The organism is Microbacterium sp. ZW T2_14 (assembly GCF_044987405.1).
GTDB lineage: Bacteria > Actinomycetota > Actinomycetes > Actinomycetales > Microbacteriaceae > Microbacterium.
Genome location: NZ_JBJDRK010000011.1, coordinates 54,854 through 69,397, shown reverse-complemented (window position 1 = coordinate 69,397; position 14,544 = coordinate 54,854). Strand labels below are relative to the sequence as shown.

Annotated in this window: 12 protein-coding genes and 2 tRNA genes; 3 read left to right on the top strand and 11 right to left on the bottom strand. The window is 69.0% G+C overall.

Annotated features, from left to right (window positions below; translation table 11 throughout):
• Positions 1-55: 55 nt before the first annotated feature.
• Entirely contained in the window at positions 56-559 is a 504-nt protein-coding gene (locus ACI3KY_RS06030; RefSeq protein ID WP_194415343.1) for a DUF3145 domain-containing protein, read from the bottom strand.
• A 151-nt stretch (positions 560-710) separates the two neighbouring features.
• Positions 711-1,484 carry a hypothetical protein gene (locus tag ACI3KY_RS06025; RefSeq protein ID WP_404929292.1) on the bottom strand — a complete coding sequence of 258 codons (774 nt, stop codon included), beginning with the start codon at positions 1,482-1,484 and terminating at the stop codon, positions 711-713.
• Between the two features lie 165 nt (positions 1,485-1,649).
• Between ACI3KY_RS06025 and ACI3KY_RS06020 the strand changes: the two genes are divergently transcribed.
• Entirely contained in the window at positions 1,650-3,656 is a 2,007-nt protein-coding gene (locus tag ACI3KY_RS06020; RefSeq protein WP_404929291.1) for a DUF262 domain-containing protein, read from the top strand.
• A gap of 60 nt (positions 3,657-3,716) precedes the next feature.
• Here ACI3KY_RS06020 and nagE read toward each other — a convergent pair whose 3' ends face one another.
• On the bottom strand, positions 3,717-5,654 hold the full coding sequence (nagE, locus tag ACI3KY_RS06015) for an N-acetylglucosamine-specific PTS transporter subunit IIBC (protein WP_404929290.1): 1,938 nt from the start codon (positions 5,652-5,654) through the stop codon (positions 3,717-3,719).
• A gap of 177 nt (positions 5,655-5,831) precedes the next feature.
• On the opposite strand from nagE, the gene ACI3KY_RS06010 reads away from it, so the two are divergent.
• On the top strand, positions 5,832-6,299 hold the full coding sequence (locus tag ACI3KY_RS06010; RefSeq protein WP_404929289.1) for a hypothetical protein: 468 nt from the start codon (positions 5,832-5,834) through the stop codon (positions 6,297-6,299).
• A gap of 216 nt (positions 6,300-6,515) precedes the next feature.
• Here the strand turns inward: ACI3KY_RS06010 and ACI3KY_RS06005 are convergent.
• A tRNA-Ile gene (locus ACI3KY_RS06005) sits at positions 6,516-6,589 on the bottom strand.
• Positions 6,590-6,643: 54 nt separating this feature from the next.
• Positions 6,644-7,732 carry a DMT family transporter gene (locus ACI3KY_RS06000; protein ID WP_404929288.1) on the bottom strand — a complete coding sequence of 363 codons (1,089 nt, stop codon included), beginning with the start codon at positions 7,730-7,732 and terminating at the stop codon, positions 6,644-6,646.
• Between the two features lie 42 nt (positions 7,733-7,774).
• On the opposite strand from ACI3KY_RS06000, the gene def reads away from it, so the two are divergent.
• Positions 7,775-8,344 carry a peptide deformylase gene (def, locus tag ACI3KY_RS05995; protein ID WP_404929287.1) on the top strand — a complete coding sequence of 190 codons (570 nt, stop codon included), beginning with the start codon at positions 7,775-7,777 and terminating at the stop codon, positions 8,342-8,344.
• Positions 8,345-8,356: 12 nt separating this feature from the next.
• Here the strand turns inward: def and ACI3KY_RS05990 are convergent, their stop codons facing one another.
• The 6 genes from ACI3KY_RS05990 to dusB all read right to left on the bottom strand — a co-directional run bounded on the left by ACI3KY_RS05990 (position 8,357) and on the right by dusB (position 14,452).
• Positions 8,357-9,016, bottom strand: a complete 660-nt coding sequence (locus tag ACI3KY_RS05990) for a hypothetical protein (RefSeq protein WP_404929286.1) — start codon at positions 9,014-9,016, stop codon at positions 8,357-8,359.
• Positions 9,017-9,080: 64 nt separating this feature from the next.
• A tRNA-Asn gene (locus ACI3KY_RS05985) sits at positions 9,081-9,153 on the bottom strand.
• Positions 9,154-9,230: 77 nt separating this feature from the next.
• A complete protein-coding gene (locus ACI3KY_RS05980) occupies positions 9,231-10,022 on the bottom strand; it encodes an ATP-binding cassette domain-containing protein (protein WP_404929285.1) in 792 nt (263 codons plus the stop codon).
• A gap of 50 nt (positions 10,023-10,072) precedes the next feature.
• Positions 10,073-11,935 carry a DNA primase gene (gene dnaG, locus ACI3KY_RS05975; RefSeq protein ID WP_404929284.1) on the bottom strand — a complete coding sequence of 621 codons (1,863 nt, stop codon included), beginning with the start codon at positions 11,933-11,935 and terminating at the stop codon, positions 10,073-10,075.
• Positions 11,935-13,296, bottom strand: a complete 1,362-nt coding sequence (locus tag ACI3KY_RS05970) for a deoxyguanosinetriphosphate triphosphohydrolase (RefSeq protein ID WP_404929283.1) — start codon at positions 13,294-13,296, stop codon at positions 11,935-11,937. Before ACI3KY_RS05970 ends, dnaG begins: the two co-directional genes overlap by 1 nt.
• Entirely contained in the window at positions 13,286-14,452 is a 1,167-nt protein-coding gene (gene dusB, locus ACI3KY_RS05965; protein ID WP_404929282.1) for a tRNA dihydrouridine synthase DusB, read from the bottom strand. Before dusB ends, ACI3KY_RS05970 begins: the two co-directional genes overlap by 11 nt.
• Positions 14,453-14,544 lie beyond the last annotated feature (92 nt).

The window sequence follows — 14,544 nt, the reverse complement described above, 5'->3', positions numbered from 1 at the left end:
GCCTCGGTAGTGGCGCCTCGCACCGCCTGCGTCTGTGCGCTCCGCGGAGCGGACCTCAGCCGACCTTGTGCAGCCAGACGACGGGCGCGTCGTCGCTCGCGTGGCGGAACGGCTCGAGCTCTTCGTCCCAGGCCGCACCGAGCGCCACGTCAAGCTCGCGCCGCAGTTCGAAGGCATCGCCGCCGGCGAGTTCCATCGCGTAGCGGATGCGGTCCTCTCCGATGACGACGTTGCCGGCGGTATCGGTCTGGGCATAGTGGATGCCGAGACCCGGCGTGTGCAGCCAGCGGCCGCCGTCACTGCGCGGGGTGGGATCCTCGGTCACCTCGAAGCGCAGGTGCTCCCACCCGCGGATGGCGGTGGCGAGGGCGGAGCCGGTGCCGGCAGCGCCCTCCCAGTAGAACTCGGCGCGGCGGCTGCCGCCGAGGACGGGCTGGTCGGCCCAGTCGAAGCTCACTGCTCGACCCAGCGCGCGACCGACTGCCCACTCCAGATGAGGGCACAACGCCCGTGGCGCGGAGTGGATGAAGATCACCCCGCGTGCTTTGTGTGTCGCCATGATCTCTCCGTTCGTCAGGTGCGTCTTCCCCTACGACCTGCGACGGTGTTCATGGCGTGCTGTTCGGTTGTGCTGCCGCCATTATCGCCGAGAGGGCGGGGAAATCACAAGAGTGTGATTTCCCCGCCCTCTCGAGTCGGGATGCGCGGGCTCAGGCCTCGCTCATCGCCTGGACCTCAGCCTTGCCCTTGGCCGCGTAGTACGCGGCACGGGCGGCGTCGCGGCGAGCCTGCTCGGCCTGACCGGCGTCGAGCACGTCCTGCGGGACGTCGACGTAGTCGGTCGTCGGCTTGCCGTGGTACTTCTCGATGTAGGCGTCGAGCTCGGGGCCGGACTCCCACGACGTGATGAGGCAGTAACGGGCCTCATCGCCGTTGTGGTGGACGGCGTGCCAGAGGCGCTGCGTGTCGACGATGAGCTGTGCGCCGGCCGGCAGCGCGACGCGGTACTCGATGCTCGGGTCGGTGCGGTTCTCGCGCAGCACGAAGTAGCTCGTCTTGTCGTCGGTGAGGTTGAAGAACCCGCGCACGACCCAACCGGTGCCGTCGGGGTTGAGGCGGTTGTTGTCGTCCTGGTGCAGGTTGTACAGCGCGTCGGCGTACGTGTTCGGCTGCAGCTCGATGACGCGGCAGCGTCCGACGTTGGCCCCCGGCTCCTGCGCGCGGCGCGTGAGCTCCGGTGCCTTCTCGACCTGCGAGGGGATCCAGACCCCGTCCTTGTCGGTGCGCGGCGGAGTGTGATTCCAGAAGCCGTTGCACTCGATCTCACCCTTGGCGGAGGCCAGCGGAGCGAACCGGGTGTCACCCGACGACTTCCAGTCGACGTACTCGATGGAGAGCCATTCCTTCGGGTCGAGCTCCCGGTCGTAGGAATCGAGAACCACGAAGCCGGTCTCATCGAGAGCGGCGGACTTGATGTAACCCATGACGAATCATGCCTTTCGGTCAGTGAGCCAGCACGTTTTAACAGGCTCAACTTAGGCAAGCCTACCTCGGGGTCCGGGAGGGCCCGGAGGACCGCGCCGTGAATGCCGGCGGCCCGCCCACGGAGCCGGGCCCGTCGCGTGCGCCCCCTTTAGAATGGACGGGCCATGGTCACTGCCACGAATGTCGACGCCACTGCTGTCAACACCATCGGATGGCTCTCGGCCGCGGACCGGACGATCGTGGTGCCGGTGTACCAGCGCCAGTACCGATGGGACATCGGGGGATGCGAGCAGCTCCTCGCCGACATCCGGGCGGTGGCCGACCTCGACGATCGCCACATGCACTTCCTCGGCTCGATCCTCTCGTCCGCGAGCGGTGACGGTGAGGACGCCGAGCTGGTGCTGATCGACGGCCAGCAGCGCACGACGACGCTGATGCTGCTGGTCGCGGCGCTGCACCACACCGTTCGCGAGGCCGAGCCCGACCTCGCCGATCAGCTGCAGCGCGTGCTCGTGCACTCAGGCGACGCGACGCGCACCAAGCTGCGGCCGCATCGGGCGTGGGCCTCGGTGTTCGAGAGGGTGGTGCTCGACCTCCCTCTTCCGGCGGGTGAGCAGCGGGACTCGCGATTCGACGACAACTACGCCTTCTTCCGCAGTCAGATCAGTCTCGACGAGGCTCCCCGCATCTGGCGGGGACTGCAGAAGCTCGAGCACGTCGCGATCACCCTCGGCGCGGGCGCCAACGCGCAGCAGATCTTCGAGAGCCTCAACTCGACGGGCGAGCCGCTGCGCGATCACGAGCTGATCCACAACTACGTGCTGATGGGGCTGAACCACGCGGAGCAGCGTGAGATCGAGGCAGAGTACTGGCAGGTGATCGAGCAGAACACGGGCGACGCGATCGCCGAGTTCTGGCGGCAGTACCTCGTGATGACCACCGGCCGCGAGGTCACCGTCGTCGGTGGGCGGGGCGTGTATGAGGCGTTCCGGCACGAATTCCCTCGGCTCGAGTTCGCAGACCTCGTGCGCCACGCCGGCGAATGGCGCGAGCTGTCCCGGGTGTACCGGGTGCTGCTGCATCCCGGCGAGGCTCCGGACGCCGAGATCACGCGCCAGCTGTCATACCTGCACACGTTCGGCACCGGCATGTACCCGCTCGTCATGCGCGCGTACCGCGACTTCGAGCAGGATGCCATTGCGCGCGACGAGCTGATCGAGACGCTCGAGATGGTGCAGTCGCTCCTCGTGCGCCGATCGGTGGTCGGCACCGGTGTCGAGCGCCTGGTCGCGCGCCTCTGTCGTGCGCGCGACGATGGGCGGGAAGCGCTGGTCTCGGCGATCTCGCGCATCACGCCCTCCGACGAGCGCATCGCGGTCGCGCTGAAGTACTCCGAACTCCCCCACCCGGCGTACGTGCTGAGACGCATCGCCGGTGTGGACGGCGCCGCCGGCCTCGACGTCGAGCACATCTTCCCGGTGGCGCCCGGTGACGCATGGTCGGGCGACGGGGTGCGGGACTGGGCGTCGTACAGCGACGACGAGCAGAACAGCCATCGCGCGCTGGCGAACACCATCGGCAACCTCACCATTCTGGAAGAGGATCTCGCGCTGCGCGCGCTGGACCGGTCGTTCCCCGAGAAGCAGGCGCTCTACGCCCGCAGCTCGGTCGCGACGACGACGGCGTTGGCCGAACTGCCCGGCTGGGGAACCGCGGCGATCGCCCAGCGGTCGACGCAGCTGACGCAGCGATTCGTGGAGGTGTGGAAGCGTCCGGGCGGTCCGGCCATCGATGACGACGGACTCACCCCGATCCTCGATGCCGTCCGCCGGCGCGGCTGGCCGCCGGGATGGCATCGCGAATGGTCGTATGTGGAGTACTGCGGCGAGCACTGGGAGGTGCCCGACGTGAAGTACCTCTTCAACCGTGTCTTCAAGCGATTGTGGGCCGACTCCCGCGAAGCCGTCGTCGCCTACAGCGCGCGCCGCGGCGGTCCGGTGTACACCGCGCAATCATGGAACGGCCAATGGGATCGTCTCGACGACGGCCACTCGCTCTACATGGGATGGGACTCCAGCTACATGCTGAGCGCCGTCCAGGGAGTCCTCGAGGAGGCCGGTCTCGCCGCCGAGGTGTTCGTCAAGTACTCGTACATCGGCAGCGCGATGTGAGAGGGACGGATGCCTCGGCTCGAGGCATCCGTCCCCCTCATCGTGAGTCCCGCGCGGGCGTCACTCGAAGGTGACGGTCGCGTTCTCGTTGTTCAGCACGATCACCGGGGTGATCGACGGGTGGCCCGCCGCCTGGATCTTCGCCAGGTCGAAACGGAGCAGGGGTGTTCCGGCCGTGACCTTCTGACCCTTCTCGACGAGGGTCTGGAAGCCGTCGCCCTTCATGCCCACGGTGTCGATGCCGACGTGGATCAGCAGCTCGGTGCCGTCGTCGAGTACCAGCGCGACAGCATGGCTGCTGTCGAACGTCGCGCCGATGGTGCCGTCGGCGGGTGCGACCACCGTGTCGCCGGTCGGCTCGATCGCGACGCCGGGGCCCATGATCCCCTGTGCGAAGGTCGGGTCGGGCACCGCGGACAGCGGCACGACCGTTCCTTCGAGCGGCTGCCGCAGCCGCACGGCCGTGGTCGTGGGAGCATCGGTCAGCACCGCCGCTCCACCGGCCGCAGGGGCTACCGCAGGCTCGGGGGCCGCGCCCGTCGGTGCCGCCGCCTGACCCGAGATGATCTGCTCCATGGCGTCCTTCACGAACTGGACGTTGGTGCCGTAGATGACTTGGACGGACTTTCCGCCGGGCTTCATCGTGCCGGCAGCCCCGGCCCGCTTCAGCGCGGTCTCATCGACCCTGCTGACGTCGTCGATCTCCATGCGCAGGCGCGTCGCGCAGTTGTCGAGCTCGAGGATGTTCTCCTTGCCGCCGAGCGCGTCGATGAAGCGGCTGCCCGTGACGAGGTACTTGTCGTCGGCGGCGTGCGTGTCGAACTCGGTGCCCTCCTCCAGGATGTTGTCGTCTTCGCGACCCGGCGTCTTGAGGTTGAAGCGCTTGATGAAGAAGTAGAACACCCCGAAGTAGATGAAGAACCAGAAGACGCCCATGACGGGGATCAGCCACGGGTTCTGCGCCATCGGGTTCGTCCAGTTGAGCACCAGATCGACGAATCCGGCCGAGAAGCCGAAGCCCATCCTGACCGGCAGGATCGCGCTGATCGCCATCGAGATGCCCGTGAAGACCGCGTGGACGACATACAGCACGGGGGCAAGGAACATGAACGAGAACTCGAGCGGCTCGGTCACGCCCACGAAGAACGAGGCGATCGCGGCTGACAGGAGGATGCCGTACGTGATCTTCTTGCGGGTGGACTTGGCCGTCAGATACATGGCGAGAGCAGCGCCAGGGAGGCCGAACATCATGATCGGGAAGTAGCCCGTCATGTACTGGCCCGTGACGCCGTAGGTGCCGGTACCGGCGAGGAAGTTGTTCAGATCGTTGATGCCGGCGACGTCGAACCAGAAGACGGAGTTGAGGGCGTGGTGCAGTCCGATCGGGATGAGCAATCGGTTCAGGAATCCGTAGATGCCGGCGCCGAGGGGTCCGAGGAAGGAGATCCACTCGCCGAAGGTGACCAGCCCGCCGTACACGAACGGCCAGACGAAGAACAGGATGATGGCGAGCACCAGTGAGAATCCTGCTGTGACGATGGCGACGGATCGCTTGCCGGAGAAGAACGACAGTGCGTCCGGCAGCTTCGTGTCCTTGAAGTGGTCATAGCAGAAAGCGCCGATCAGACCACAGAGAATGCCGACGAAGACGTTCTCGACATTGGTGAAGGCGGCGGGAACCTCGTTGACGTCGTCGACGCCCATGAAGAGCATCACCGCCTCGGGCTTCAGCAGGGTCGTGACGACGAGCCAGGACACGACGCCCGCGAGGGCCGAGGTGCCGTCGCTCTTCTTCGCCATGCCGATCGAGATGCCGACTGCGAAGAGCAGGGCGAGATTCGAGAGAAGCGAGATTCCAGCGGTGTAGAGGAAATCGACGACGACTCCGCCGCCGATAGTGCCGTTGATCCAGTTGCTGATGCCGACCAGGATCGCGGCTACCGGCAGCACAGCCACCGGGAGCATGATCGATCTGCCGAGCCGTTGCAGGAACTTCATTGTTCGCCTCCCAGGCGCGAGGGACAGTTGCTGCCGCTGACGCTACACGCAACGACCGCCGCCCCAACAGGCCTCTCCCCCCGAAAGTAAGGGGTGCGAACGAATTGCCTCAGCCGCTCACATCCCCAGCGCCATGCGTCTCCGCAGCGAACCGTGGCGGGGTTCTACGCTGGCTTCATGACGGACTCGGTGACCGAAGCCACGCCTCGTATCCGCTGGGGCTGGTTCGTGGCGTGCATCCTTCTCGGGTCGGCGGGGATCGTCCTCGGGCTGCTACTGGCTCCGCCCGCCGAACGATGGGGCTACCTTGCGGGGGTCCTGGGCGGCGTCGGCACGACCCTTCTCCTCGTCGGCATCGTGCTCCTGCTGGAGCGCCGGATCATCGACGGCGCGGTGAAGGTGGTGCGGGACGCGGCGGAGGAGGCGCGGATCCGCTCGGACCGAGTGATGCGCACGCAGGTGCGCGACCTCGAGAACCGGATCACCGACCTCTGGGCCACGACCGCCACGCCCGAGGACGTCGCGCGCAAACAGCAAGAGACGAGCCGGATGGCCCACGAGTTCACCGAGCGCCTCGTGAGCGACTACACCGGCGAGCCGGAGCACACCGTCGCCGATCCTCACCAGGACGACCCACCACGCTGACGGCGCGAGGAATGAGAACCGCCGCAACCCTTCGGGCAGCGGCGGTCCACAATTCGTAGGGCGGGTGGGACTTGTCCCCACCGCCCCTCCGCTCGCGACTTCGTCGCGGGCGGAGCCTCCGGCGGCGTGGGCCCACCCAAAGCGCGTTCTCGCCGACGCCCGTCAGACGAATCGTGGACCGCCGCAACCCTTCGGGCAGCGGCGGTCCACAATTCGTAGGGCGGGTGGGACTTGAACCCACGATCGTCGGGTTATGAGCCCGCTGCCTTGACCAGCTTGGCCACCGCCCCGCGGCACGGAGTGCGCAGACGAGCCTACCGGTCCGTCCGGGGGCCGTGCGTGCGTCAGCGCTTGTCGGGATCGTCGAGGCGGTCTTTGACGGGCGGCTCGGGCCACACCTTCGCCACCGCCTCGGTGACCTTGACCGAGCCGGTGCGCGGGTGCGCAGCATCCGCTGCTCCCCCGCCGCTTCCCCGGGAGATCGGAAGCCCCTGGCTCTCGCTGAGCACCTGCGGATGATGTCGCGCGAGCTGGAACACGCCCCACACGGCGATGGCGCCGACGACGGCGAAGGTGATGTAGACCCACAGCGGAGCGCCTGCGGCCTCTTGGAGCACCGTCAGACCGATGATGATCGCGACGATAGGGTCGATGACCGTGAGTCCGGCGACGACGAGATCCGGTGGGCCCGAGGCATAGGCGCTCTGCACGAAGTAGGCGCCGACGATGGCCCCGATGATGAGCGCGGCCAGGCACAGGAAGGTGAGCCAGTTGAACTCGCTGACCTTCACTCGCTCGATGACGACCTTGGCCAGCGTCGCGACGAAACCGTAGATGACGCCCGCGGCGATGATGTAGAACAGCGCGCCCATGCGCTTGCGCAGCCAGACCCACAGTCCCGCGAACACGAGGGTGACCACCAGCAGCAGCACCAGGATGGTGATCAGCTGCCCATTGGAGACCGGCTTCTCGGTCGCGAACAGGGCGGCGACGGTCACGAAGACGAAGATGCCGCCGACGCACGCCGCGATCGCGATGAGCGAGCGCTTGGTCGGCCTGTGACCGCTGATCTGCGCGTTCAGCAGCGTCGTGATCACGAGCGCGAACGCACCGAGCGGCTGCACGACGATGAGCGGCGCGAAGAAGAGGGCCGAGAGCTGGCAGACGATCGCGAGGCCGAGCATCACGGTGCCGATCACCCACGAAGGCCGGGCCAGCAGCTTCAGCAGGTGACTGGGTCCCAGACCCTGACTCGAGTGTCCGCCGCTAAGGCGCTCCACCTTCGTGACGCCGCGGTGCTGGTACTGGGCGCCGAACGACATGAACACCGCACCCAGCAGGGCCAGCGGGATGCCGATCAGGATGCCGGGGTTCTGGAAAGCGCCGACGAGCTGATCGCCGACGTCCTCGAGTTCCACCGCAGTCCAGACCACGTATCGACACTAGCCGCAGGCGCCGGTCGATAGGCTCAAGGCGTGGCTGTTCTCCCGATTCGCATCATGGGCGATCCCGTCCTTCACTCCCCCGCGTCCGCCGTCGAAGAGATCACGGACGAGATCCGCTCACTGGTCGCCGACATGTTCGAGACGATGGATGCCGCACCCGGCGTGGGTCTCGCGGCGCCCCAGGTCGGCGTGCCGCTGCGCATCTACACGTACACCTATGCCGATGACGAGGACGGCGAGCCCTGGCGGGGCGTGATCATCAACCCCGAACTGTGGATGCGGCCGCTCGAGCCCGGGGCTCCGGACCCGGACGAGGAGTCCGAGGGGTGTCTGTCGTTTCCTGGTGAGCGGTTCCCGCTGCGCCGCTCCGAGGAGGTGCTCGTGACCGGCACCGACCTCGATGGCGCCCCCGTGAGCATCCAGGTCGACGGGTGGCGGGCGCGCATCATGCAGCACGAGTTCGACCACCTCGACGGAATCCTCTACGTCGACCGCCTCGACGACGGGGACTGGAAGACGGTGCAGAAGATCGCCCGCAAGCGCGGTTGGGGCCGGCCGGGGAGCTCCTGGACGCCCGGCGTCGACGACATCGACGCCTGATCCCGGCACGGGTCAGGCGTCGCTGCGGCGATTCTGGCGCTCGACCCACCGGCGAAGCTCGGCGTCGGCTCCCGGAGGCGCCTGGGCGATGACGTTCATGCCCTGCCGCACGAGCGTCGTGCCGGTGCGCATCGGTCCCCACACGCGTGCGGTGGTCAGTTCGCCGGTGTCGACGTCGCGGACCTGCACCTGCGTGGTGTCCGTGGTCCTGCGTGCGCCGGCCTTGCCCGCGACGTGCTGCACCACGAGGACGGGAAGACCGTGGGCAGCGGCAGTGGCGACGACGGTGTCGAGGTCGTGGGCGGCCCACTGGCTGCGGATACGGCGAACGGTCCACAGCGCCACCAGCACGACGAGTACCGTCGCGAGTCCCGTGGGCACGAGCCAGCAGCTGAGGATCGCCAGCGCCAGGGACCATGCTGCGACGCCACGCAGAGCGAGCAGGATTGCGGCGATCGACGGGGCGAGCGCGAGGAACAGCCAGGGCTCCGGCGCGGAGACGGGGAACATCCGCGGATCTCCGCCGAAGAGCACGACGAGACCCACCCACACGAGCGCTGCCGCGAACAGCGCGAGCGCGCCGAGCAGCGCGGCGGAACGGTAGATGGGTGCCGGCGCGGGAACGCCGCCGTCGACCTGCAGCAACGGCGAGGGTTTCGCGCGACCCGCCATGTTCCCACTCCGATCAGACCCCGAAGACGAAGAAAGCCCCGGGGGTGGAGCCCCGAGGCCTTCGCTCCCCCACTTGGACTCGAACCAAGAACCTATCGGTTAACAGCCGATTGCTCTGCCAATTGAGCTATGGAGGAATGGTCCGCGCTTTCGCGCGGGCAACCAGACCATACTAGCAAAGCCCAGGCCGTGCTGACGACCACGGCCACCCCCGTCAGGAGCCCACGAGACGTCTGTCGGCCTCTCCACTGGGGGTCCAGAGCAGGTCGCGCGTGCCATGTCCGAATGCGACCGCGTGCCCGGCGCGGAGCACGAGCACATCGGCATCCAGCTCGTTCACGACCTCCCGCTCGTTGGTCACGATGAGGGTGGCCATGTCGAGCTCCTTGCGGCGGCGCAGCACCGCCGCGCGCGCCGCCTTCCGCACCTCGACGTCCATGTTCGCGAAGAGCTCGTCGGCGATGAGCACGCGCGGCTGGAGAACGAGCGCGCGCGCCAGCGCGACCCGCTGGCGCATGCCAGCGCTGAGTTCGTACGGGTACTTGGCTGCCGCTCCGAGCGGGAGCATCAGCTCGTCGAGGAGGGACGCCACCCTGACGGCCAGCGCGCGGGGGCTCACACGGCGATCGCGGCTGGTGATCGGCTCGCCGATCACCTCTGCGACGGTGAGACGTGCGGGCAGCCGAGCACCCGCCGACTGCGGCAGATACCCGGCGTAGTAGGTGAGCTGGCGGTGCGCACGACCGGGACGCCGCACCGGAATGCCCTCGACGAGGCCCCGCCCGCCCACCACGGTGAGCCCCGCTTCGTCGGCACCGGCCAGCACGGCGGCGAGCGACGATTTGCCGGAACCGGTCGGCCCCATCAGCGCGAGAATGCCGCCGTGGGCGAGGCGGAACGAGACGCCGTCCACCACGCGCTGGGACGCGCCCCCACGGCCCGCACGGCGGGCGATCGATAGATCGGAGCAGTCGATCGCGACATCCGCGTCTCTTCGGCGAGCCATCCTCACATCCTGCCCCGCGGCGGTCAGCGGCGCCAGCCGACGCGGCGGGATCAGGACGCCTCGTCCGCGATGGCCTGACGGGTCGCGTCGAGTTCGCGCAGTCGCAGCCGGATGCGGCGTCCCTCTTCCGAATCGGCCGGAACCCGCTGGATGGCGCCCAGCAGCTCGGACTTCTCGCGGTCGAGGCCGCGCATCACCAGCCGCCGCGCGAGATCGCTCGCCGACGACACGGCGGCCTCGTCGCTCAGTGCCGGGAAGTCACCGGCGAGGAGCTCGGCCGCGAGCGCGCGGTAGGGCTCGCGGACGGTGGCGACGGCATCCACCGCCCAGCCCGGGCGCTGCATGCTCGAGACGTCGCGCACGGCGACGCGGACGGCGTCGAGCGCCGGATGACGGAACGGCAGCTCCAGGGCGCGCGCCACGAGCGCCGCATCCATGCGGTGGCCGAACTGGAGCACCCCCATCAGGGCGTCGCGCTCGATCGCAACCCCGGGCGTGCGCGGCAGCGTCGCGAGCGTGACCCGCAGCGCCCCCTCGGCGTCGGGAGCGACAGCTTCGGCGACCGGGGAGCCGTCGCGCCGACCGGTGGAGGTGGCGGTTCGGCCCGCGCGTTCGACCTCGCGGCGCACGTCTTCGGTGTCCATGCCGAGCCGGCGGGCGAGCACGCGCACGTACTCGGGCTGCAGCAGCGGGTCGCGCAGCTCGGCGACCACGGGTGCCGCCGTGCGCAGCGCGCCGACGCGTCCCTCGACGCTGGCGAGGTCGTACCCCGAGATGCGCTGGTCGAGGACGAACTCCACCATCGGCACCTTGGTCTCGAGCAGGGCGCGCACGGCGCCGTCTCCGCGTGTGAGGCGCAGATCGCAGGGGTCGAGACCCTCCGGTCCGGTCGCGACGTAGGTCTGGGCGTTGAACCGCTTGGCGTCGGCGAACGCGCGCAGCGCCGCCTTCTGGCCCGCGGCATCCGGGTCGAAGGTGAAGACGACCTCACCGGCCGTGGAGTCGTCGCCCATGACCCGCCGGAGCACCGTGATGTGGTCCGAGCCGAACGCGGTGCCGCACGTCGCGATCGCCGTCGTGATGCCGGCGAGATGGCACGCCATGACGTCGGTGTACCCCTCGACGACGACGACGCGGTGCTGGCGCGACACCTCGCGTTTCGCGAGATCGAGGCCGTAGAGCACCTGGGCCTTCTTGTAGATGACGGTTTCGGGCGTGTTCAGATACTTCGGCCCGTTGTCGTCGTCGTGGAGCCGGCGCGCACCGAAGCCGAGCACCTGGCCGGTCACGTCCCTGATCGGCCACACCACCCTGCCGCGGAAGCGGTCGTAGACGCCGCGCTGACCCTGCGACACCAGGCCGGCGGACGAGAGCTCCTCGTCGGTGTAGCCCTGTGCGCGGAGGGCGGAATGCATGCCCGACCATCCCTTCGGCGCATAGCCCACGCCGAAGTGCCCTGCCGCGCCGGCGTCGAACCCGCGCTGCCCCAGGAAGCGGCGCGCGATGTCGGCCTCGGGCGTCATCAGCTGGGAGCGGAAGAACTCCGCCGCCGCGGCGTTGGCCGCGTACAAACGGGCGCGGCCGGTGTGCTCGGGCGCGGAGCCGCCGTCTTCGTAGTGCAGGGAGTAGCCGATACGGCCGGCGAGACGCTCGACGGCCTCGGTGAACGTCACATGGTCCATCGCGCGCAGGAACGAGTAGACATCGCCCGATTCGCCGCAGCCGAAGCAGTGGTAGAAGCCCGCCTGCGGGCGGACGTTGAAGCTCGGGCTGCGCTCGTCGTGGAACGGGCACAGGCCTTTCAGCGAGCCGACGCCGGCGGACTTGAGCGCGACCCGCTCCCCGATGATGTCGGCGATGTTCGTCCGGGACTTCACCTCGTCGACGTCCGCCTGACGGATCCGTCCCGCCATCAGCGCACCTCGGACGAATCGCGCGCGGCGCGCTCCGCCGCATCCATCGGCCGGGCGCCGGGTGCCCACACGCCGACGGATGCCGGGTCGACCGGTCCTACGAGCGAACCGTGCCACGCGATCGCCAGCTGGTCGGTGAGGCTGGCGACCTGATCGACGACGACACGCCGGCGCGCGGCATCCGTCTCCGCCGCCGCGAAGTCCTCCGCATGGAGCGGGTCGAGTGCGTCTGGCCGCTCCCACAGTGCGGTGGCGAGGCGCTTCAACAGGCGCCGCTGCTCCTTGTAGAGCTCCTTGCGTCCTTCGATCGAGACAACGGCCGCGCCGATGACGCCCTTGAGTACCGCCATCTCGGCCTCGACGATCCGCGGAACGACGAGGTGCCCGCGATAGCGGGTGAGCACCGAGGTGGCATACGATTCGCGCGTCGCGGTGGTCGCGGCGCGTGCGAAGCGCCCGATGAGGTCGGAGGTCAGGTTCTTCAGGCGGGCGAGAGCGGCACGGGTGCCGTCGAACGAATCGATCCACTCCGGCATGCGGGTGAGCCGGAACAGGGCGTCCTCAAGCTCGTCGCGGGCGAAGTCGAAGCCGACCCACGACTGGATCGCCGTCAGCAGCCACTCGTGCTCGCGCGGATCCGCGAGACGCTCGGGATCGAGGTAGCCGTTGACGACCGCATCCTCGAAGTCGTGCACCGAGTACGCGATGTCGTCCGAGAGGTCCATGACCTCGGCCTCGATGCAGCGCACCCGGCCGGGAGCATCGGCGCGCAGCCAGCGGAAGACCTCTTCGTCTTCGGGGTAGACGCCGAACTTCAGCCGGCCGCCGGGGTCGGGCAGCGGATGATCCGAGGTCCACGGGTACTTGCAGGCGGCGTCGAGGCTCGCACGCGTGAGGTTGAGGCCGACGCTGCGGCCGTCGGCGTCGAAGACCTTGGGCTCGAGGCGCGTGAGGATCCGGAGAGTCTGCGCATTGCCCTCGAAGCCGCCCACGTCCTCGGCCCACTCGTTCAGCGCACGTTCGCCGTTGTGACCGAAGGGAGGGTGCCCGAGGTCGTGGCTGAGGCACGCGGTGTCGACGACGTCGGCCGCGAGGTCCAGCGCCGTCGCGAGCTCCCGACCCACCTGCGCGACCTCGAGCGAGTGCGTCAGCCGGTTGCGCGCGAAGTCGGCGGGACTCGCCGGGCTGAGCACCTGCGTCTTGGCCGCGAGTCGGCGCAGCGCGGCGGAGTGCAGCACCCGCGCACGGTCGCGCGCGAAGTCGTCGCGCTGCGATCGATGGTGCTCGACGAGGAAACGGGCGGCGTCGGCGTCGTCATAGCCCGCCGGGCGGTCGGACGCCGCGACCACGTCACCCGCCACTGTGGTCGAGTTCCGCTTCGGCGAGGGCGGTGGATGCCGCGGCCCCCAGCTCGCGCGAGTTCAGCCAGCCATCGGGCAGCGCGGGACGCTTCGGGGTGCCGGCGCGGCCGCGCTGACCCTCGGCCGCCGCGCCCGGGTAGGGCGCGTCGAGTTCGAGGGTCGCCAGCAGGTCGTCGATCTCGGCCAGCGTCGAGGCGGTGGCCAGGCTCGCACGCAGCTCGCCCCCGACCGGGTAGCCCTTGAAGTACCAGGCGACGTGCTTGCGGATGTCGCGGCAGCCGCGACCCTCGTCCTCGAAGAATTCGACGAGCAGTTCTGCGTGGCGGCGGAAGGCGCGCGCCACGAACCCGAGAGTCGCATCCACCGGCTCGGCGGGCGCGGCGCCCGGAGCGCCGAGGGCGCGGGCCAGGTCGCCGAAGAGCCACGGGCGCCCCAGGCACCCACGACCGACCACGACGCCGTCGCAGCCGGTCTCGTCCATCATGCGTACCGCGTCGTCGGCCGACCAGATGTCGCCGTTCCCGAGGACGGGCACGCTCGTGACGGCCTGCTTGAGTGCGGCGATCGCCGACCAGTCGGCATTGCCCGAGTAGAACTCCGAGGCCGTGCGGGCGTGCAGGGCGACGGCGGCCACGCCGGCGTCCTCGGCGATGCGGCCCGCGTCGAGGTACGTCAGGTGGTCGGCATCGATGCCTTTGCGCATCTTGACCGTCAGCGGGATGTCGCCCGCGGCGCGCGCGGCTCGTGTGACGATCTCGCGGAACAGGCCCAGCTTCCACGGCAGTGCCGCTCCCCCGCCCTTGCGGGTGACCTTGGGAACGGGGCATCCGAAGTTCAGATCGATGTGGTCGGCGCGGTCCTCCTCGACCAGGAGGCGTACGGCCGCCTCGGTCGTCGCAGGATCCACGCCGTACAGCTGGATCGAACGCGGCTTCTCGGACTCGTGGTGCGTGATGAGGCGCATCGTCGTGGCGTTGCGCTCGACGAGGGCGCGCGTCGTGATCATCTCGCTGACGTAGAGGCCGGCGCCGTACTCGCGGCAGAGTCGCCGGAACGCCGTGTTGGTGATACCCGCCATCGGCGCCAGCACGACGGGCGCATCGAGATCGATGGGCCCGATGCGCAGCGTGCGCGCGGGAGCGAGGGCAGTCGTCACGCCTCCATTCTCTTACAGGAATCCGTCCCTTGGCTGAACGGGGCGTTCGTCTGTGCGGTGAGAGGCTCCCGCAGCCCGGTTCGATGGCGGAG

Excerpts from the sequence above, each read along its gene's own strand:
- ACI3KY_RS06020 (WP_404929291.1), top strand. The coding sequence starts at position 1,650 with ATGGTCACTGCCACGAATGTCGACGCCACTGCTGTCAACACCATCGGA.
- dnaG (WP_404929284.1), bottom strand. The coding sequence starts at position 11,935 with ATGGCGGGACGGATCCGTCAGGCGGACGTCGACGAGGTGAAGTCCCGG.
- ACI3KY_RS06025 (WP_404929292.1), bottom strand. The coding sequence starts at position 1,484 with ATGGGTTACATCAAGTCCGCCGCTCTCGATGAGACCGGCTTCGTGGTT.
- ACI3KY_RS05980 (WP_404929285.1), bottom strand. The coding sequence starts at position 10,022 with ATGGCTCGCCGAAGAGACGCGGATGTCGCGATCGACTGCTCCGATCTA.
- nagE (WP_404929290.1), bottom strand. The coding sequence starts at position 5,654 with ATGAAGTTCCTGCAACGGCTCGGCAGATCGATCATGCTCCCGGTGGCT.
- ACI3KY_RS05990 (WP_404929286.1), bottom strand. The coding sequence starts at position 9,016 with ATGGCGGGTCGCGCGAAACCCTCGCCGTTGCTGCAGGTCGACGGCGGC.
- ACI3KY_RS06010 (WP_404929289.1), top strand. The coding sequence starts at position 5,832 with ATGACGGACTCGGTGACCGAAGCCACGCCTCGTATCCGCTGGGGCTGG.
- ACI3KY_RS06030 (WP_194415343.1), bottom strand. The coding sequence starts at position 559 with ATGGCGACACACAAAGCACGCGGGGTGATCTTCATCCACTCCGCGCCA.